Origin of the sequence: Streptomyces sp. RKAG337, assembly GCF_023701715.1 — a bacterium.
Lineage (GTDB): Bacteria > Actinomycetota > Actinomycetes > Streptomycetales > Streptomycetaceae > Actinacidiphila.
Genome location: NZ_JAJOZA010000001.1, coordinates 3714853 through 3733694, shown reverse-complemented (window position 1 = coordinate 3733694; position 18842 = coordinate 3714853). Strand labels below are relative to the sequence as shown.

Genomic DNA, 18842 nt, shown 5'->3' with positions numbered 1-18842 from the left:
GTAGGGCCCAGAAGACCGTTGGCCAAGACGGTTATCCACAGGCCCTGTGGACGGAGGCATCCAACCTGTGGAGAAGCCGCCTCAACCTGTGTACAGGCCTTGGGAAACCGCTGTGGACAAACACACAATCAGCCGACCTGAACCGCCCTGACCTGGTCTTTCAGCATCGGCGGGCTGTGCAGAAGAAAAAGTTTCGCCACTGGGCCAAGATCGCGACAAACCACGCGGAGGAGATCACTCTACGCAGTTGCCCGTAATAGTTGATCAGGCCTTGCAGGTATTACTTGTGGATGATTATCCTGAGGTGGTGAACCCGGTCGCCGAGCCTCCCCAGAAGAGCCGCCCCCGCCACCTCTCCAAGGAGACCCGGCGGCGGCACGACCGGGAGATCATCGCACTCGCGGTGCCCGCCTTCGGCGCACTCGTCGCCGAGCCGCTCTTCGTCATGGTGGACAGCGCCGTCGTCGGCCACCTCGGCACCCCGCAGCTCGCCGGACTCGGCGTCGCGGCCGCCCTGCTGACCACCGCCGTCAACGTCTTCGTCTTCCTCGCCTACGCCACCACCGCCGCCGTGGCCCGCCGGGTCGGCGCGGGCGACCTGCCGGGCGCGATCCGCCAGGGCATGGACGGCATCTGGCTCGCCCTGCTGCTCGGCGTCGCCGTCATCGCGCTCGTCGTCCCCACTGCTCCGGCACTCGTCGGTCTCTTCGGAGCGTCCGACACCGCCGCACCGTTCGCCGTCACCTACCTGCGGATCAGCGCGTTCGGCATCCCCGCCATGCTCGCCGTCCTCGCCGCCACCGGCGTGCTGCGCGGCCTCCAGGACACCAGGACGCCGCTCTACGTGGCGCTCGGCGGCTTCACGGCCAACGCGGGGCTCAACGTGGCCCTGGTCTACGGCGCGGGGCTGGGCATCGCCGGCTCGGCCTGGGGAACGGTCATCGCCCAGAACGGCATGGCCGCGGTGTACCTGTACGTCGTCGTCCGCGGAGCGCGCCGGCACGGCGCGTCGCTGCGCCCGGACGCCGCGGGCATCCGGGCCTGCGCCCAGGCGGGCGTTCCGCTGCTGATCCGCACGCTGAGCCTGCGGGCGGTCCTGCTGATCGCCACCGCGGTCGCCGCCGGGCTGGGCGACACCGAGATCGCCGCCCACCAGATCACGCTCACCCTCTGGTCGCTGCTGGCCTTCGCCCTCGATGCCATCGCCATCGCGGGGCAGGCCATCATCGGCCGCTATCTGGGCGCGGACGACCCCGCGGGCGCCCGGGCGGCCTGCCGCCGGATGGTGCAGTGGGGCATCGCCTCCGGCGTGCTGCTGGGGCTGCTGGTGGTCGCGAGCCGCCCGCTGATCGCGACGCTCTTCACCTCCGACCCGTCCGTGCGCAGCGCCCTCATGCCGGTCCTGCTGGTGGTCGCCGTCAGCCAGCCGGTCTCCGGCATCGTCTTCATCCTCGACGGCGTCCTGATGGGCGCGGGCGACGGGCGCTACCTCGCCTGGTCCATGCTCGGCACGCTGGCCGTCTTCGCCCCCGTCGCGCTCGCCGTCCCGGTCCTCGGGGGCGGCCTCACCGCCCTGTGGTGGGCCATGACGCTGATGATGCTGACCCGGCTCGTCGCGCTCCAGCTGCGGGCGCGTTCCGGCCGCTGGATCGTCACCGGTGCGGTGCGGGCGTAGCCGCCTTCTCGCCCGCTGCGGGGGACGCGGCGGTGGTGCTGGACCAGTTTCCCGTCACACCGATCCGTGCCGACCTTACCGGCGGTCCGGCCGCCCGGCCCGCCCGGAAGACGGCGAGCGGCCGTTCCCGGCCTCCCAGGCGCCGCGCCAGCTCCCGCTCCGTCCGCGGGCAGTCGAGGATCTGGCTCAGCGGATGCACGGCGATGCCCCGCTCCACGAGCCCGTACCAGACCCGTACGAGCTCCTGCCCGGCCCGGACCAGGGCCGCCGGGGACCCGGCCGGTGCACCGGCGTCTGAGGCGGTGGCCCCGGCCGGCCCGGTGAGGACCAGGACGCTGCCCTCGTAGCGCAGCAGCCCGCTCTGCGAAGCGGCCAGCAGCCGGGCCAGCCCGAGGCGCCGCAGCACCCCGTAGACGCCCGGTACGAGCACCGCCCGCAGCCCCGCAGCCTCGGCGCGCGACATGGCCAGCGCCTCGTACGTCAGACCGTCGGCCGCGTACCGCGGATGACTCCGGTTCAGCCGCAGCCAGGTGCGCAGTTCCCGCACCACCGGTGCGCTGCCGAAGAGCCACCGGTCGGCGCGTACCGCGAGGCCCGCGAGTTCGCGCGCGGGCACTTCCACCAGGCTCGTCCGTTCCAGTCCGGCCCTGGCGGCGCCGAGGTCCGCCGCGGTGAGCCGTCCCCCGGTGTGGGAGCCCCGCGCACAGCCGCGCAGCCCGACGGTCCGCGCGCTGAAGGGCGTCGCGTACAGATCGGGCGCCGGCACCAGCCGGGCCGCCGTTCGCCGTTCCTCGTCGACGGTGATCTCGGCGCGTATCGCGAGCCCGGCGTCCGCCGCGACGATCAGACAGGTCTCCACGAAAGCGCCCAGGGACAGGAACAGATCGCGGCGGCCGGGGTCGCCGTCAGGCAGCTCCCGGGCCGGGTCCCAGCCCACCTCGACGGCGTCGTTGTCGTAGCGCAGCACCCAGGGCTGCGTGTTGTGCGCGCTCGGCGCGCGGCGGCACAGCTCCTCGCGCTCCCGCAGGAGCGCCGTCCAGTGGACCGAGTCCCGGTTGCTCACCGCATTGCCCTCTCGTAGAAGGTGTAGCCGTGCAGCGGGCGGCCGCCGACGCGCCGGTACTGCGCGGCCGACGCGGCGTTCCCGTGCTCGACGAAGGTGCTGCGCAACGTCCGGTAGCCGCCGCTGCGCAGATTGCGGTGGAGTTCGCGGGCGAGGAGCGTCAGATAGCCCTTCCCCTGGTGGCCCGGCACCGTCCCCTTGATGATCAGTACCGCTTCGCTGCGGTACCGGCCGCGGGTGGCCAGCAGCCGCAGTTGCTGCGGGAGCCCCATCCGGCCACGGGCCGCCATGACGAACTCCGAGATGTCGGGGACGGCGAGCACGAACGCGACCGGTTCGCCCTCCGCCGTCAGATAGAGCAGCAGTCGCTCGTCGAGGAGATGGGCCAGCCCGTCCGTCTGGGCCGCCAGCTCGGCGGCGGAGATCTCGGTGTAGTAGCCGAGTTGGGCGAAGGAGGCGTTGAGCATGGCGCGCAGCAGCGGCAGTTGCTCCGCCAACTTCCGCCGCGAGCCGTGGTGGATGCGCAGGCCCTCGCCGGCGATGCGGCTGTCGTCGAAGAGGAACGCCTGGCCGGGGTCGACGGCGGCGGGACCGTCGAGGTTCTCGCAGACCCAGGTGTCGGCGCCGAACCGCCGGGTGAAGCCGTGCTGTTCATAGGCGGCCGGGTAGTACGCCGGGTTCCAGGCGGAGTCGATGAACCCGCGGTCGCCGAACCCCGACGTGATGACGCCGCCCGACTGGTTGGGCAGCAGACTGACCGGCCCGAACGCCACATCCGTTCCCGTACCGGCCCGCTCGGTCAGCTCGAAGAGCTCCTTGGCCACGTCCTCCCCGACGTCCTGCGGATCGGCGAACTCGGTGAGCCCGAAGAGCTGGGCGCGCCGGCCGATCCTGTTGTCGAACGCGGGGTAGCGGTGCAGGCAGATCCGGCCCACGGGCGTGCCTGCCGCATCGCGCGCGACATGGAGCTCGACGGTCCGCTCCCGGTACCAGGTGCGGATCTGGGGCTCCAGGGTCGGCACGTAGCGGTCACGCGGGTGGAGCCGCAGCGGCAGTTCGCAGAACTCCCGCAGCTCGTTCCGTCCGCCGACCTTGGTGACGGTGATGGTCACGGCCTGCCGTCCAGCTGCTCCGGGCACCGCGCCGCCGGCGCTGTGCCGCTCTGCGCCCCACGCGGCTCCGCAGTGCGCTGCGCACGCCGTCTCACGTGCCGCACATGCTTGACGGGCCGCGGTGCGCGCCCTGCGGAGAGCTCCGTGCTCAGCGGCTCGAAGGTCTCGACGTGGGACAGCGCACCGTCCTCGGCCCGCCAGACACCGTTGGTGTACCCGGCCGCGTCCGCCGTGTAGATGCGGATCCAGCCGCCGGTCGCGCGGCCCTTGCCTTCGTCCGTCAGCCAGCACATGAGCTCGTGATGGGCCTTACCCCGGGCGAACTTCAGCAGTTCGTCGCGGTCGACGAAGAACGCGATCGTGCCGAGAGTGAAGGGGAAGCGCCAGTACACCTTGTGCCAGACATAGCCCTTCATCCGCCTCATCTCGCGGACCATCCGCACATAGCCGGGGCCCAGCGTGATGATCGCGCGCAGCCCCGAGTAGCGGGTGGCGCCGACGAACATGGCACCGGCCTGTCCGGGCGCCGGGGTGAGCGAGAAGTCGGTACTGCGCATGGTTCAGGCACCGCCCTTCGCGGTCGCACCGAGCAGGTACTTGTTCTTGATGCCGTGGCTGCTGCCACCGGCCGCGGTCCCCGTTCCACCCGCGAACGGCCCCGAGCCGTACGGGTGCACCCGTGCCGCCACCTCGCCGGCCGAGGAGTCCTCCGTCAGCGACTGGGCGAAGTCCCGGCTGCAGGCGGCGAGATGCCGCAGCACGCCGGCCCGGCACACCTCCGCGAGCTTCGCGGTCCCGTCGGCGTCCAGCACCGTCCCCTCCCGCAGCTGCACATGGACGACGGGCCGCGCCTCCAGGTCGTCGCCCTCCTCCAGCGCCAGACAGAAGCTCTCGATCCGGTCCGCCATCGGATTGCCCTCGTACAGGCCGTACTCGACGTCCTGCGGGTAGATGTTGGCCCCCATGTAAGAGACGGTCGAGTCGGCCCGCCCGTACAGGAACAGCAGCGGCAGCCGCATCTTCTCGCGCAGGGCGGCGGCCTCCGCGCGCTGCAGCAGGACCGGTCGGTCCGCGAACAGCTCCCGCAGGATCTCCCAGACCTGGGGGAAGGACATCAACGTGCCCTCGTCGCCGATGTTGTAGCGGAGCTTGGGAGCCATGACGGCGGTGGAGTTGATGGTGCAGAGCACTTCGCCGGTCCGGTCGTCGCCGGCGGTCTCCAGATAGGTCTCCAGGGGGTTGTACTGGAAGACCATCGGCAGCCGCTGCTCGTCCGGGCCCAGGAAGGCGGCCCTGACGGTGGCGTCCTCGCGCATCATCCGGCGCAGCCAGACGCTGAAGGTGGTCTCGCCGCCCATCCCGATCGTGAGGTCGGATGCACCGTAGCCGGAGCGGACCTTGCCGAACACATCGCCGACGTAGTCGCGCAGCGCCTCGGTCATGCCTTCGCCGCCGACCATCGCCGCGAGCCGGTAGCTCTTCTCCTCGAACCAGGGCTCACCGGCCAGCCGGTCCCGCAGATGCTTGAGGAACGGCGGGTAGGCGGTGACCAGGTAGTCGTAGCGCGGCCCGAAGTGCCGCAGCGTGTCGACGATCTTCTCCAGATCGGGCCCGGTGTTCTTCACGGTGGCGATCCGGGCCATGGCGATTCCGGTGTTGGTGCCGGTGGCCCAGGCGCCCATCGAGTAGGCGTTGATCACGAAGAGCCGCTTCGAGGGGAAGACCAGGCTGGTGTAGCCGGCCACATTGCGGTGCACGGTGTTCAACTCGCGGCGGCTGCGCACCCAGTTGTACGGAGTGCCGGACGAGCCGGAGGACTCGTCGACCACGCTGCCGGCGATCTCCACCCGCCCCTTCCAACAGCGCATCTCCTCCGGGTACGCCTTGACGTACGACTCCTTGTCGGTGGCCAGGTAGGAGTCGAGCCGGAACCAGCGGAACCGCCAGCCGCCGTTCTCCAGGTGCGCGGCGTACGCCGGTACGTCCAGCGCCGCGAACTGGCAGGTCATCCATGCGTGGAGGCGTGCGAAACCGCTCATCCACGGGCGGTAGTTGCGGGCCATCACCCGCCATACGAAGGGGTGCACCCGGTAGAGCCGGTACAGAGCGGTGAGCCCGAAGCTGATGATTCTCAGCAGCCACTGCCGCGCGAAGCTTCCCATTGCCATGCCCCACATGGTGGCCGCGCGGCCCCGTCCCCGGCATGGGCTGCGCTACTCACTCCGGGCCCGGTACCTACCTGAGTACGCGCGGCGGCCAAGTGGGCACCCGGGTGCGATGTTTCACGTGGAACATCCGGCTGCCGATGGGATGTTCCACGTGAAACATCCCGGAACGAACGAAGGACCGGCACCCCCTGCGGGGTACCGGTCCTTCGCGCTGCGCCGAAGCGCGGCAGATCAGGCAGCAACGACCTCAAGGTCGAGCTTGACCTCGACCTCGGGGTGCAGACGCACCGAGATCTTGTGGGCACCGAGGGTCTTGATCGGCGTACCGACCTCGACACGACGCTTGTCCACGTCCGGGCCACCGGCGGCCTTGATCGCCGCAGCGATGTCGGCCGGCGTGATGGAACCGAACAGTCGGCCGCTGTCACCCGCGCGGGTGGTCAGCTGCACCTTGACGGACTGCAGCTTCGCCTTGACGGCGTTCGCGTCCTCAAGGGTGTGAATCTCGCGGATCCGACGCGCACGACGGATCTGCTCTACGTCCTTCTCGCCACCCTTGGTCCAGGCGATCGCGAAACCGCGCGGGACCAGGTAGTTGCGGGCGTAGCCGGACTTGACCTCTACGACATCGCCTGCGGCGCCGAGGCCGGAGACCTCGTTGGTGAGGATGATCTTCATGTTTCGGTCACCCTTCCTTAGCGAGCGGTCGACGTGTAGGGCAGCAGTGCCATCTCACGGCTGTTCTTCACGGCCGTGGCGACGTCACGCTGGTGCTGCGTGCAGTTGCCGGTCACGCGGCGGGCACGGATCTTGCCGCGGTCGGAAATGAACTTCCGCAGCATGTTCGTGTCCTTGTAGTCCACGTAGACGGTCTTGTCCTTGCAGAACGCGCAGACCTTCTTCTTAGGCTTGCGCGGAGGCGGCTTCGCCATGGTGTCTCTCCTGTTTGATCAAGAAGTTGGTGTCGTGACGCCCTTAGAAGGGCGGCTCGTCCGAGAAGCCGCCGCCGGAGGAGGAACCGGAGTTCCCGCCCCAGCTTCCGCCGCCGCCCTGCTGGGCACCGCCGGCCGGAGCACTGGTCGCCCAGGGGTCGTCGGTAGCAGCACCGCCGCCGCCCTGCTGGCCGCCGCCGGAGCTTCCGCCCCAGTTGCCGCCACCCTGGCCGCCCTGTGCGCCACCGCCGCCGCCACCGCTGTAACCGCCCTGCTGGCCGCTACGGCCGCCGCCGGTCGTCTTGGTGACCTTGGCGGTCGCGGTCTTCAGGCTGGCGCCGACTTCCTCGACGTCCAGCTCGTAGACCGTCCGCTTGACGCCCTCGCGGTCCTCGTAGGACCGCTGCTTCAGCCGGCCCTGCACGATGACGCGCATGCCTCGCTGCAGCGACTCCGCTACGTTCTCCGCCGCCTGACGCCAGACCGAGCACGTGAGGAAGAGGCCGTCGCCGTCTTTCCACTCGTTGGTCTGCTTGTCGAAGATGCGGGGTGTGGACGCGACACGGAACTTCGCGACCGCCGCACCGGACGGGGTGAAGCGCAGCTCGGGGTCGTCGACGAGATTGCCGACGACCGTGATGACGGTCTCGCCTGCCATGGTGGTGACCTCTCGGCGGTGTGCTGGCTGCTTCTCGGAACCGGTACTGCTCTAAGCCCGCAGGCTCAGTGCAGTTCCGGGCGGAGGACCTTGGTCCGGAGAACCGACTCGTTCAGGTTGAGCTGACGGTCGAGCTCCTTGACGACCTCGGGCGAAGCCTTGAGGTCGACGACCGAGTAGATACCCTCGGCCTTCTTCTTGATCTCGTACGAGAGGCGACGACGGCCCCAGGTGTCGACCTTCTCCACGCTGCCGCCGCCGTTGCGGACGACAGTGAGGAAGTTCTCGATCAGCGGGGAGACAGCGCGCTCCTCGAGATCGGGGTCGAGAATAAGCATGAGCTCGTAGTGACGCATTGTGGAACCCACCTCCTTTGGACTCAGCGGCCACGGCATTTCCGTGGCAGGAGGGTTTGCATTGCGTCGCAACGGTAGCGCCGACCACTGACAATCACGGTGGATCGTTGTGGACCAGCGCAGACACCGGTGCAGACCGTACAGACTACCCGGACAACCGCCTCCGGTTGAAATCCGGCCGCTAATGCCCTCAATCTGTACACATCGGGTAGGAACGGCGCTACGATGCGCTACGGCTCCGTTACGGAGGTCTCCCATGGCACAGCAAGCGGCACGGACCCATCGCCTCACGTTCAACACCGACGGCCAGGCCCATCCCCTGGAGAACACGCTGGTCGCGGTCACCCTGGTCCTCGGTGGCATCGCCATCGTCACGTCGATCTTCGACAGCCTGCATCTGCTCAGTTCCCTGACCGGCCTGGCCGGGATCATCACCGGGGGATACGGGCAATTCATCTCCGTCACCACCGCCGAACGCTTCGCGCTGATCATCGGGCTCGGCGCGGCCGCGGTCGGCTTCTACCTGGGTATGGCACACGGCGGGTTCTTCGGAGGCTGACCGGAGAGTTGTCCACAGGGCTGGCGGGGCGGTTCCCCGATCGCAGTAGGCTTCGGCGCAGATAAGACCGCAGTCGTAGCGATGGGGAGCGCCCCGCATGAGCTTGACCCTGAGGACCATCAGCCGTGAGCAGCATCTGGCATTCATCCAGAGCCTGCCCTCGGCCAGTCACTGCCAGGTTCCGGCATGGGCGGATGTCAAGAACGAATGGCGCTCCGAGAACCTCGGCTGGTTCGACGACAGGACCGGCCAGATCGTCGGCGCCGGCCTGGTGCTGTACCGGCAGATCCCCAAGCTCAAGCGGTACCTCGCGTACCTGCCCGAGGGCCCGGTCATCAACTGGTACGCCCCGAACCTGGACGAGTGGCTGCAGCCGATGCTGGCGCACCTCAAGCAGCAGGGCGCCTTCACGGTGAAGATGGGCCCGCCCGTCGTCATCCGCCGCTGGGACGCGCCCGCCATCAAGGCCGGCATCTCGGACCCGGACGTCAAGCGGCTGCGGGACGTCGAGGCGACGTTCATCGAGCCCCGCGCCTTCGAGGTGGCCGACCGGCTGCGCCGGATGGGCTGGCAGCAGAACGAGGACGGCGGCGCCGGCTTCGGTGATGTGCAGCCGCGCTACGTCTACCAGGTGCCGCTGGAGAACCGTTCGCTGGACGACATCCTCAAGGGCTTCAACCAGCTGTGGCGCCGCAACATCAAGAAGGCCGAGAAGGCCGGTGTCGAGGTCGTGCAGGGCGGCTACGACGACCTCCCGGTCTGGCAGAAGCTCTACGAGGTGACGGCCGAGCGCGACCACTTCCGGCCCCGCCCGCTGTCGTACTTCCAGCGGATGTGGACCTCGCTCAACAACGAGGACCCCAACCGGATGCGGCTGTACCTGGCCGTGCACGAGGGCGAGGCGGTGGCCGCGGCCACCATGCTGATCGTCGGCGGGCACGTCTGGTACTCCTACGGCGCCTCCGCGAACCACAAGCGGGAGGTCCGGCCGTCCAACGCGATGCAGTGGCGGATGCTCAGGGACGCGTACGCCCTCGGGGCGAGCGTGTACGACCTGCGCGGCATCAGCGACTCCCTCGACGAGACGGACCACCTGTTCGGCCTGATCCAGTTCAAGGTGGGCACGGGCGGCCAGGCCGCCGAATACTTGGGCGAGTGGGATTTCCCCCTCAACAAACTGCTCCACAAGGCACTCGACATCTACATGTCCCGCCGCTGACCGGCGAGCAGACGAAGGAAAGGTCCTGACCAGGCCATGGCGCTCACCCTGTATGTCGACACCGCACGCTGGCGTGCGCACCAGCAGTCCGTGGCCGAGCAGTTCCCCGGCATCGTCCCGGTCTGCAAGGGCAACGGCTACGGCTTCGGACACGAGCGGCTCGCCGACGAGGCGACCCGGCTCGGCAGCGACATGCTCGCGGTCGGTACGACCTACGAGGCCGCCAGGATCAAGGACTGGTTCGGTGGGGACCTCCTGGTCCTCACCCCGTACCGGCTCGGCGAGGAGCCGGTACCGCTGCCGGACCGCGCGATCCGGTCGGTGTCCTCCGTCGAGGGCGTGCGCGGGCTGGTGGGCGCGCGGGTCGTCATCGAGGTCATGAGCAGCATGAAGCGCCACGGCGTCGCCGAGGACGACCTGGTCAAGCTGCACGCCGCCATCGACGACGTACGGCTGGAGGGCTTCGCCATCCATCTGCCGCTGGACCGCACCGACGGTTCCGACGCGGTGGAGGAGGTCTTCGGCTGGATGGAGCGGCTGCGCGCCGCCCGGCTGCCGCTGCACACGATGTTCGTCAGCCACCTCAAGGCGCATGAGCTCGGCCAGCTGCAGCAGCAGTTCCCGCAGACCAAGTTCCGTGCCCGGATCGGCACCCGGATGTGGCTCGGCGACCACGAGGCCACCGAGTACCGCGGCGCCGTCCTGGACGTCACGCGCATCGCCAAGGGCGAGCGCTACGGGTACCGCCAGCAGAAGGCCTCCGACGACGGCCACCTGATCGTGGTCGCGGGCGGGACGTCCCACGGTGTGGGGCTCGAAGCGCCCAAGGCCCTGCACGGCCTGATGCCGCGCGCCAAGGGTGTCGCGCGGGCCGGCCTGGCCACCGTCAACCGCAACCTTTCGCCGTTCGTGTGGGCCGGCAAGCAGCGGTGGTTCGCGGAGCCCCCGCACATGCAGGTCTCCATCCTGTTCCTGCCCAACGACGTGGCCCCGCCGGCGGTCGGTGACGAGCTGGTGGCGCACCTGCGGCACACCACCACCCAGTTCGACCGCGTCCTGGACCGCTGACGGCCGCGGGACGCCACCCCACCAGCCACCCCAGGCCGCCGGGACGCCGCTCAGCGCCTCCTCAGCGGCTCTGAGCGCCTCTCAGCCGGTCTCGGCCGCTGTCGCGCCCCCGCCCTCCACCGGCCGCTGTCCCGCCGTCTCACGCCGTTCCACGCCCCACTCCACCGGCGTCCCCGTGAAGGGGGCCGCGTGCCGCGGTTCATGGGCCCGGCCGAGTACGAACACGTCCGGCGCGCCGTCCAGCACACCGCCGGACGGGTCGTCCTCGCCGTCCCAGCGCACCACATCGCGTTCCGGCAGCAGGATGTCCCGCACCACCACGCCGCACAGGTACAGCGTGCCGAGGAGGTGGATGACGATCGCCAGGTGGTAGCCGTCCTGGGGCAGCCCGTGGTGCTTGTTGCCGCCCGTCACATAGGCGAGCTGCATCCAGATGCCCAGGAAGTACAGGACCTGGGAGCCCTGCCACACCAGGAAGTCCCGCCACCGCGGTCTGGCGAGCACGGCCAGTGGCAGCAGCCACAGCACGTACTGAGGCGAGTAGACCTTGTTGGCCACCACTATGGCGGCCACCACGAGGAAGGCGAGCTGCGCGAAGCGCGGACGCCGGGGCGCGTAGAGCGCGAGCCCCGCGATGGCCGCGCAGAGCAGCAGCATCAGGGCGACGGCGTAGGAGTTGACGCCGTCGAGCGGCTTGCCGGTCTGCTGGCTGATGACCAGCCAGATGGAGCCGTAGTCGATCCGGCGGTCCTGGCTGAACGAGTAGAACTTCGCCCAGCCGTCGCGCGCGAGCAGGATCACCGGCAGGTTGACCACCAGCCACGCCCCCACCGCCCCCGCCACGGCCGTCCAGAAGGCCCTCAGCCGGCCCGCCCGCAGGCAGAGCACGAACAGCGCCCCCAGTAGCAGTAGCGGGTAGAGCTTGGCGGCAGTGGTCAGGCCGAGCAGGACGCCGGCCGCCAGCGGGCGGCTGCGGGCCCACATCAGCATGGCGCCCGCGGTGAGCGCCACCGCGAACAGGTCCCAGTTGATGGTGGCGCTCAGCGCCAGCGCGGGGGAGAGCGCCACGAGCAGGGCGTCCCAGGGGCGGCGCCGGTGGGTGCGCGCGACGCACACCACGAGGGCCACCGCGCAGACCATCAGCATGCCCGCGTTGACCAGCCAGTAGATCTGCTCGCGGTGCTGCTCCGAGCCGCCGTCCGGGGTGAACCAGGACGCGACCTCCATGAAGAGGCCGGTCAGGACCGGGTACTCCAGATAGTGGAAGTCGGTGGAGACCTCGTCCGGGATCCGGTCGAAGTACGGCACGATCCCCGTCGAGAAGCCGCGCCCGCCGAACAGGTGCGGGATGTCGGAGTAGCAGGCGTGGATGTACTGCGCGTCACCCGGCTGGAACCAGCCGCTGTTGTAGCAGGGCAGCTTCTGCACCATTCCGAGCGCGAACATGCCGATGACCAGGATCACCAGGACCCGCAGCGGGTTCCACCAGCGGTGCACTCCGGTCTCCGCCCGGCGTCCCAGCGGCCCGCCGATGACCTCGCTGGCGGATGCGGCCACCGGATCCTCGTCGGTCGGCGGCACGAGGGCCTCCAGCTGGTCGTCTTCGCGCACGCTCGTCATGGCGGACATCCTGCCGCATGGCCCGGGAAGGCAGGAGGCCGCGGAGGGCATTGGCCCTCCGCGGCCCCGGCCGCACTGCTAACGGCTCATCCGTCAGTCGGAGAAGTCGTTGCCGTTGTTCCCTCCACCACCGCCGTTGCCGGGCCGGGTCGTGGTGGTCGAGGGTGTCGGCGAGGTACTGCCGCCGCCGGGCGTGTGGTGGCAGTTCCAGTCGAGCGGCGAGCAGGGCGTCGTCGGCGTATCGGTCGGCGAGGTCGGCGGCGTCGTGGGCGGCGTCGTCGTGGGTGTCGTCGGAGCCTTGGTCGTCGACGGAGTCTGGCTGGGCGTCGTCTGCGACGGCGTGGGTGTCGGGCTGGTGCCGGGGGCGTAGACCATCTCGCCGGGATCGCTCGACGGCTCGTTGAAGGTCTGCTTCGCGGTGCCCTTGAGGGCCTGGCTCATGTAGTCGTGCCAGATCTGCGCCGGGAACGAATTACCGTGCATCTTCGCCTTGCCTGCGGTGCCGTACATCGACAGGAAGGTCTTCTTGCTGGCCTCGGCCTTGTCGTCCAGGCGCCACATACCGATCGAGGTCGACAGCGACGGTGTGTAGCCGATGAACCAGGCCGACTTGTTGTCGTCGGTGGTACCGGTCTTGCCCGCGGCCTCCCGGCCGTCGTCGAGCTTCGCCGGCTCACCGGTGCCCTTCTCGACCACGCCCTGCAGCACGTTGGTGACGGTGTCGGCCACGTTCGCCTCGAAGGCCACCTTCGCCTTCTTCTCGTGCTTGTAGATCTGCCCGCTCTTGTCCGACACGCTGGTGACCGAGTACGGGTCGTTCTGCATGCCGCTCGCGGCGAACGTCGAGTAGGCCCCGGCCATCCGGATCGCGCTGGGCGACGAGGTGCCGATCGAATACGTGACGCTGTTCTTGTAGTCGTTCAGACCGTTCGACGCGGAGGGCCGCAGACCCGCCGCGATCGCGGCGTCATGCACCTTGTCCGTGCCGACGTTCATACCGAGCTGGACGTAGGGGGAGTTCATCGACTTTTCCATGGCCTCGCGCAGCGTGACCTTCGCCTCGGACTCGCCGTCGTCGTTGGGCTGGGTCCACTCCTCCCCTTGTTGTCGTGCCAGGGCTTGCCGTCGTAGGTGTTGATCTTCAGGTCGTTCTTACCGCTGAAGATGCTCTTCGGCGAGACCTTGGTGCGCTGGTCGTCACCCTGGTCCGCCTCCCCCTTGGGGTCACGCGCGCCATGGGTCATCGCGGCGGCCAGGACGAACGGCTTGAAGGTCGATCCGACCTGCGCGCCGGTCTCGTCGGCGTTGTTGGTGAAGTGCTGCGTCGCGTCGGTGCCGCCGTAGATGGCGATGATCGCGCCGTCCTTGGGATTGACCGAGGCGCCACCGAACTGCACGAACTTGTCGACGAACCCGCCGTCCTTGTCCAGGGTGGTGTTCTTCCCCGAGGTGTCCTTACGGGTGTCCGGCTTCAGGTTCTTGTCGCGGACCGCCTTGATCGACGCCTCCAGCTCCGCCACCTTCTGCTTGTTGAAGGTGGTGTGGATCTGGTAGCCGCCCTTGGCCAGGTCGTCGGACGTGATCTTGAGTCCGGTGCTGTTGATGACGTAGGACTTGGCGAGGCTCACCAGGTAACCGATCTGCCCGGCCATCTGCGCGTTCTTCTTCACCGGTCCCGGCGTCGGGTACGCCGTGTACTTCGCCCGCTCCTGAGCCGTCAGGTGGCCGTCCTTGACCTCCTCGTCAAGGATCCACTTCCAGCGCTGCATGGAGTTGGCCTTGTTGGCCTCGGGAGTGGCGCGCGAGTCGATGTCCACCGCGCCGGCGGGGTCGAAGTACGTCGGGCCCTTGAGCAGCGCTGCCAGGAAAGCGCACTGGCTCGGGTTGAGATCCTTGGAGTCGACGCCGTAGTACGTCCGGGCCGCGGCCTGGATTCCGTAGGCGCCCCGGCCGTAGTACGAGGTGTTCAGGTAGCCGGCCATGATGACCGGCTTCTTCACACTGGCGCCGACCTTTATGGAGATGAACAATTCCTTGAACTTGCGGGTGACGGTCTGCGACTGGTCGAGCCGGGAGTTCTTGACGTACTGCTGGGTGATCGTCGAACCACCCTGCACCTCACCGCCGGTGGCCATGTTCTTCAGGGCACGCGCGATACCCATGGGGTCGACGCCGCTGTCGCCCTCGAAGGTCTTGTTCTCCGCGGAGATGACCGCGTACTGCATCGCCCGCGGGATCTGGTCGATCGTCACGTTCTGGCGGTTGATCTCCCCGCCGGTCGCGATCATCGGGGTGTTGTCGTCCCAGTAGTAGACGTTGTTCTCCGCCTTGGCGGCGAGGTTCTCGTCCGGGATCTGCACCATCGCGTACGCGATGCCCGCGATACCGACCAGCGTGCCGAAGAAGGCGATGGTCAGCGACGTGACCTGCTTCCAGGACGGCATCCAGTGGCGCCAGCCGGTCTTGCCCCAGCGCGGATAGTCGATGAAGCGCTTCTTCGGGGGACGGCCGGGTCCACGGCCACCGGGACCACTGCCACTGCCGCTGCCACCACCGCCGGGCCTGCGGCGCCCGCCGCCACCGGAACCGCCCGCGCCTTCCGCGACACCCGCGCCCTCGGCGGCGTTCGCCGCACGGCGGCGACCGCCCTGCCCAGCACGGCGCGCGGCCGCGCGGCCGGGATAAGAGGGTCCGTCAGCGGCGGAACCGCCCGGTGACGGTGCCTGCGACGGCGGGTTGGCGGCGCGCCGGCCGACGGTCGGCGACGGCGGTTCCTGCTGCGCTCCGCGCCGGGCGGCTGCGCGACCGCCGCCGGGCGACTGCGGCGGCTTGCGACGGTGATCGCTCATGAACAGCTACTCCTAGAACAGGCGGGATCGCCTGAAGGCGGCAATGAATATCCGTGGGTCCCCCTGAGTGCGGCAGTGTCAGGCCGCACTGCACCCAGGACCAAGACGCTCACGCGCGTCACAGGGTTCCCGGTGCTCTGCATGGCGAACAGAGTACGCAGGCTCAAAAGCCCTGTGACACCAACCTTCATCACATAACGGACGGCTGAGGCTTCACAGGTTTCCCGATGTGACACCGGTCACCGCGGGCCGCCTTGCCAGATAGATCAAGCCGTTCTATCGTCGCGATGTATCGACTCGATACATCGGGCCGGCACAAGCACCACCACACACCGGGGCGGACCCGGGTTCAGCGGTGGCCAGGACGGAAGGCGGGGCAGTGAGCAAGCGCTCCGGGATCCTCGAATTCGCTGTCCTCGGCCTGCTGCGCGAATCCCCGATGCACGGTTACGAGCTGCGCAAGCGGCTCAACACCTCGCTCGGTGTGTTCCGCGCGTTCAGCTACGGCAGCCTTTATCCCTGCCTGAAGACGCTGGTCGCCCAGGGCTGGTTGATCGAGGAGACGGTTCCGGACGTGGATCCGCTGGCCGCTCCCCTCGTCGGCCGCCGGGCGAAGATCGTCTACCGGCTGACCACGGCGGGCAAGGAGCACTTCGAGGAGCTCCTCGCCCACTCAGGGCCGGACGCATGGGAGGACGAGCACTTCGCGGCTCGGTTCGCCTTCTTCGGCCAGACGTCACGGGACGTCCGGATGCGCGTCCTCGAGGGGCGGCGCAGCCGCCTCGAGGAACGCCTGGACAAGATGCGCGCCTCGTTGGTGCGCACCCGTGAGCGGCTCGACGACTACACGCTCGAGCTGCAACGGCACGGCATGGAATCGGTGGAGCGCGAGGTCCGCTGGCTCAACGAGCTGATCGAGACCGAGCGCAACGGGCGCACCACGCGCCCGCCGGCCGAGCAGGACGACAACACACAAGACCGCAACACTCAAGAACATGGCGGCCAACCCGGAGACCGGGGAACCGCGTGACGATTACACAGGGAGCAACCGTGGGTTCGGTTCGCGTAGCCATTGTTGGCGTGGGCAACTGCGCCGCGTCGCTGGTGCAGGGTGTCGAGTACTACAAGGACGCCGACCCGAACGGCCGCGTGCCTGGCCTCATGCACGTGCAGTTCGGTGACTACCACGTGCGTGACGTCGAGTTCGTGGCCGCCTTCGATGTCGACGCGAAGAAGGTCGGCCTCGACCTCGCGGACGCCATCGGCGCCAGCGAGAACAACACGATCAAGATCTGCGACGTTCCGCAGAGCGGTATCACCGTCGAGCGCGGTCACACCCACGACGGTCTCGGCAAGTACTACCGCGAGACCATCGAGGAGTCGGACGCGGCCCCGGTCGACATCGTCAAGATCCTCAAGGACCGCCAGGTCGACGTTCTCGTCTGCTACCTGCCCGTCGGCTCCGAGGTCGCTGCGAAGTTCTACGCGCAGTGCGCCATCGACGCCAAGGTCGCGTTCGTCAACGCCCTCCCGGTCTTCATCGCCGGCACCAAGGAGTGGGCGGACAAGTTCACCGAGGCCGGCGTGCCGATCGTCGGTGACGACATCAAGTCGCAGGTCGGCGCCACGATCACGCACCGTGTGATGGCGAAGCTCTTCGAGGACCGCGGTGTCCTGCTGGAGCGCACCATGCAGCTGAACGTCGGCGGCAACATGGACTTCAAGAACATGCTGGAGCGCGACCGCCTCGAGTCGAAGAAGATCTCGAAGACGCAGGCCGTCACCTCGCAGATCGACCGCGACCTGGGTGCCGACAACGTGCACATCGGCCCGTCGGACTACGTGGCGTGGCTCGACGACCGCAAGTGGGCGTTCGTCCGCCTCGAGGGCCGCGCCTTCGGTGACGTCCCGCTGAGCCTGGAGTACAAGCTCGAGGTCTGGGACTCCCCGAACTCGGCCGGCGTCATCATCGACGCGGTGCGTGCCGCGAAGATCGCCCTGGACCGCGGCATCGGTGGCCCGATCCTCTCGGCGTCCTCGTACTTCATGAAGTCCCCGCCGGTGCAGTACTTCGACGACGAGGCCCGCGACAACGTCGAGAAGTTCATCAAGGGCGAGGTCGAGCGCTGAGCCCAGCCGGCTCGGGCTCACGGGCGATCGGCACCGACCCGCTGATCGCCACTGAACCGCTGATCACGCACGACGCGTAACCGTCAGGCCCCGGGTGTTGCGCCCGGGGCCTGACGCGTCATGTGAGGCTGTGCCCATGGCTGTTGTGCGCGATCTCCGCGTGCTGCTGCGGCTGCGCGACTTCCGGCGGCTGCTCGCGGTGCGCCTGCTGTCCCAACTCTCCGACGGCGTCTTCCAGGTCGCGCTCGCCACGTACGTCGTCTTCTCGCCCGAGAAGCAGGCGTCCCCCGCCGCCATCGCCTCCGCGATGGCCGTGCTCCTGCTGCCGTACTCCCTGCTGGGGCCCTTCACCGGGGTGCTGCTGGACCGCTGGCGGCGGCGCCAGGTCCTGCTGTACTGCAACCTGCTGCGCGCGGTGCTCTCCTGCGGCACGGCCGCGCTGATCCTGGCTCATGTCCCGGACTGGCTGTTCTATCTGTCGGCGCTGTCCGTCACCGCCGTCAACCGCTTCGTCCTGGCCGGGCTGTCGGCGGCACTGCCGCGCGTCGTGGACCGGGAGCGGCTCGTGATGGCCAACTCGCTGTCGCCGACCGCGGGGACGCTGGCCGCGACGGCCGGCGGCGGTCTCGCCTTCCTCGTCCACCTCGGCCTCGCCAAGGGCGCCGGAGCCGACGCGACCGTGGTGCTGCTCGCCGCGTTCGTCTACCTCTGCGCGGGCCTGGCCGCCCTCGTCCTGGACCGCGACCTCCTCGGCCCCGACCCGGAGCTCGTCCAACCACGCCTCGGCACCGCGCTGACCGGTACCGTGCACGGCCTCGCGGAGGGGCTGCGCCATCTGCGCGGCCGCCCGGCCGCGGTGCGGGCCATGGCCGCCATGACCGCCCTGCGCTTCTGCTACGGCGCACTCACCGTCGTCCTGCTGATGCTGTGCCGCTACGCCTGGAACACCGCGTCGGACCGGCCGGGCGACGACGGCAGCGGCGGTCTGGCCCTGCTCGGACTCGCGGTGGGTGTCTCGGGCGCGGGCTTCTTCGCCGCCGCCGTCATCACACCCTGGGCCACCGCCCGTTTCGGCACCGCCGGCTGGATCACGGTCTGCGCCGGATCCGCCGCCGTGCTTCTCCCGCCGCTGGCCCTGCCGTTCGACCCCGCGCCCATGCTGGTCGCCGCCTTCGCCCTGGGCATCTGTACCCAGGGCGCAAAGATCGCCACCGACACCGTCGTCCAGTCCTCGGTCGACGACGCGTACCGGGGACGGGTGTTCTCGCTCTACGACGTGGCCTTCAACGTCGCCTTCGTCGGTGCCGCGGCGGTCGCCGCCCTGATGCTTCCGCCGGACGGCCGGTCCGCGCTCCTGATCGCCCTACTGGCCCTGCTGTACGCGGTGGTGGCCCTGGCGATGCTCCGTGTCAGGGGTCTCCAGTAGTGTTCGC

The 18842-nt window shown here is 69.1% G+C and carries 18 protein-coding genes; 7 read left to right on the top strand and 11 right to left on the bottom strand.

From position 1 onward, the window contains the following. Positions 1 to 307 precede the first annotated feature (307 nt). Positions 308 to 1675 (top strand): MATE family efflux transporter, encoded by a 1368-nt coding sequence (locus LNW73_RS16560; protein ID WP_374118269.1) that lies wholly within the window; start codon positions 308 to 310, stop codon positions 1673 to 1675. Here LNW73_RS16560 and LNW73_RS16555 read toward each other — a convergent pair. The 8 genes from LNW73_RS16555 to rpsF all read right to left on the bottom strand — a co-directional run bounded on the left by LNW73_RS16555 (position 1653) and on the right by rpsF (position 7964). Then, complete coding sequence (locus LNW73_RS16555; RefSeq protein WP_250990432.1) at positions 1653 to 2738, bottom strand: hypothetical protein; 1086 nt, start codon at positions 2736 to 2738, stop codon at positions 1653 to 1655. The genes LNW73_RS16560 and LNW73_RS16555 overlap by 23 nt on opposite strands. Beyond that, complete coding sequence (locus LNW73_RS16550) at positions 2735 to 3850, bottom strand: GNAT family N-acetyltransferase (protein ID WP_250990431.1); 1116 nt, start codon at positions 3848 to 3850, stop codon at positions 2735 to 2737. The genes LNW73_RS16555 and LNW73_RS16550 overlap by 4 nt, the downstream gene beginning before the upstream one ends. Next, the gene (locus LNW73_RS16545) at positions 3847 to 4407 is read right to left on the bottom strand and encodes a DUF4188 domain-containing protein (RefSeq protein ID WP_250990430.1); all 561 of its coding nucleotides are present in this window, start codon (positions 4405 to 4407) and stop codon (positions 3847 to 3849) included. Before LNW73_RS16545 ends, LNW73_RS16550 begins: the two co-directional genes overlap by 4 nt. Positions 4408 to 4410: 3 nt before the next feature. Beyond that, entirely contained in the window at positions 4411 to 6018 is a 1608-nt protein-coding gene (locus LNW73_RS16540; RefSeq protein ID WP_250990429.1) for a phenylacetate--CoA ligase family protein, read from the bottom strand. A 231-nt stretch (positions 6019 to 6249) separates the two neighbouring features. Continuing rightward, entirely contained in the window at positions 6250 to 6696 is a 447-nt protein-coding gene (rplI, locus tag LNW73_RS16535; RefSeq protein WP_138351150.1) for a 50S ribosomal protein L9, read from the bottom strand. Between the two features lie 17 nt (positions 6697 to 6713). Continuing rightward, complete coding sequence (rpsR, locus tag LNW73_RS16530; protein WP_031512678.1) at positions 6714 to 6950, bottom strand: 30S ribosomal protein S18; 237 nt, start codon at positions 6948 to 6950, stop codon at positions 6714 to 6716. Between the two features lie 43 nt (positions 6951 to 6993). After that, entirely contained in the window at positions 6994 to 7608 is a 615-nt protein-coding gene (locus LNW73_RS16525) for a single-stranded DNA-binding protein (RefSeq protein ID WP_250976754.1), read from the bottom strand. 65 nt (positions 7609 to 7673) lie between these two features. After that, complete coding sequence (rpsF, locus tag LNW73_RS16520) at positions 7674 to 7964, bottom strand: 30S ribosomal protein S6 (RefSeq protein ID WP_138351152.1); 291 nt, start codon at positions 7962 to 7964, stop codon at positions 7674 to 7676. Between the two features lie 256 nt (positions 7965 to 8220). Between rpsF and LNW73_RS16515 the strand changes: the two genes are divergently transcribed. The 3 genes from LNW73_RS16515 (at position 8221) to LNW73_RS16505 (ending at position 10810) form a co-directional block, all read left to right on the top strand. Next, a complete protein-coding gene (locus LNW73_RS16515) occupies positions 8221 to 8523 on the top strand; it encodes a hypothetical protein (protein ID WP_164298569.1) in 303 nt (100 codons plus the stop codon). Between the two features lie 97 nt (positions 8524 to 8620). Further along, a complete protein-coding gene (locus tag LNW73_RS16510) occupies positions 8621 to 9742 on the top strand; it encodes a lipid II:glycine glycyltransferase FemX (protein WP_250990428.1) in 1122 nt (373 codons plus the stop codon). 36 nt (positions 9743 to 9778) lie between these two features. Beyond that, positions 9779 to 10810 carry an alanine racemase gene (locus tag LNW73_RS16505; protein WP_138351155.1) on the top strand — a complete coding sequence of 344 codons (1032 nt, stop codon included), beginning with the start codon at positions 9779 to 9781 and terminating at the stop codon, positions 10808 to 10810. 81 nt (positions 10811 to 10891) lie between these two features. Here the strand turns inward: LNW73_RS16505 and LNW73_RS16500 are convergent, their stop codons facing one another. The 3 genes from LNW73_RS16500 to LNW73_RS16495 all read right to left on the bottom strand — a co-directional run bounded on the left by LNW73_RS16500 (position 10892) and on the right by LNW73_RS16495 (position 15279). Continuing rightward, positions 10892 to 12430: a glycosyltransferase family 87 protein gene (locus tag LNW73_RS16500; RefSeq protein ID WP_250990427.1), complete on the bottom strand. Its 1539-nt coding sequence runs from the start codon at positions 12428 to 12430 to the stop codon at positions 10892 to 10894. 93 nt (positions 12431 to 12523) lie between these two features. Next, positions 12524 to 13546: a penicillin-binding transpeptidase domain-containing protein gene (locus LNW73_RS36380; protein WP_308407792.1), complete on the bottom strand. Its 1023-nt coding sequence runs from the start codon at positions 13544 to 13546 to the stop codon at positions 12524 to 12526. Then, a complete protein-coding gene (locus tag LNW73_RS16495; RefSeq protein WP_308407677.1) occupies positions 13450 to 15279 on the bottom strand; it encodes a transglycosylase domain-containing protein in 1830 nt (609 codons plus the stop codon). Before LNW73_RS16495 ends, LNW73_RS36380 begins: the two co-directional genes overlap by 97 nt. A 379-nt stretch (positions 15280 to 15658) precedes the next feature. Between LNW73_RS16495 and LNW73_RS16490 the strand changes: the two genes are divergently transcribed. The 3 genes from LNW73_RS16490 (at position 15659) to LNW73_RS16480 (ending at position 18835) form a co-directional block, all read left to right on the top strand. Then, a complete protein-coding gene (locus LNW73_RS16490; RefSeq protein WP_250976757.1) occupies positions 15659 to 16309 on the top strand; it encodes a PadR family transcriptional regulator in 651 nt (216 codons plus the stop codon). Between the two features lie 20 nt (positions 16310 to 16329). Further along, positions 16330 to 17409 carry an inositol-3-phosphate synthase gene (locus LNW73_RS16485; RefSeq protein WP_250976758.1) on the top strand — a complete coding sequence of 360 codons (1080 nt, stop codon included), beginning with the start codon at positions 16330 to 16332 and terminating at the stop codon, positions 17407 to 17409. 136 nt (positions 17410 to 17545) lie between these two features. Beyond that, complete coding sequence (locus tag LNW73_RS16480) at positions 17546 to 18835, top strand: MFS transporter (protein WP_250990426.1); 1290 nt, start codon at positions 17546 to 17548, stop codon at positions 18833 to 18835. Positions 18836 to 18842 lie beyond the last annotated feature (7 nt).

Bases quoted from the DNA above. Each gene is read 5' to 3' on its own strand.
- LNW73_RS16545 (WP_250990430.1), bottom strand. From the start codon at position 4,407: ATGCGCAGTACCGACTTCTCGCTCACCCCGGCGCCCGGACAGGCCGGT.
- LNW73_RS16540 (WP_250990429.1), bottom strand. From the start codon at position 6,018: ATGGCAATGGGAAGCTTCGCGCGGCAGTGGCTGCTGAGAATCATCAGC.
- rplI (WP_138351150.1), bottom strand. From the start codon at position 6,696: ATGAAGATCATCCTCACCAACGAGGTCTCCGGCCTCGGCGCCGCAGGC.
- rpsR (WP_031512678.1), bottom strand. From the start codon at position 6,950: ATGGCGAAGCCGCCTCCGCGCAAGCCTAAGAAGAAGGTCTGCGCGTTC.
- LNW73_RS16525 (WP_250976754.1), bottom strand. From the start codon at position 7,608: ATGGCAGGCGAGACCGTCATCACGGTCGTCGGCAATCTCGTCGACGAC.
- rpsF (WP_138351152.1), bottom strand. From the start codon at position 7,964: ATGCGTCACTACGAGCTCATGCTTATTCTCGACCCCGATCTCGAGGAG.
- LNW73_RS16515 (WP_164298569.1), top strand. From the start codon at position 8,221: ATGGCACAGCAAGCGGCACGGACCCATCGCCTCACGTTCAACACCGAC.
- LNW73_RS16510 (WP_250990428.1), top strand. From the start codon at position 8,621: ATGAGCTTGACCCTGAGGACCATCAGCCGTGAGCAGCATCTGGCATTC.
- LNW73_RS16505 (WP_138351155.1), top strand. From the start codon at position 9,779: ATGGCGCTCACCCTGTATGTCGACACCGCACGCTGGCGTGCGCACCAG.
- LNW73_RS16500 (WP_250990427.1), bottom strand. From the start codon at position 12,430: ATGACGAGCGTGCGCGAAGACGACCAGCTGGAGGCCCTCGTGCCGCCG.
- LNW73_RS16495 (WP_308407677.1), bottom strand. From the start codon at position 15,279: ATGAGCGATCACCGTCGCAAGCCGCCGCAGTCGCCCGGCGGCGGTCGC.
- LNW73_RS16480 (WP_250990426.1), top strand. From the start codon at position 17,546: ATGGCTGTTGTGCGCGATCTCCGCGTGCTGCTGCGGCTGCGCGACTTC.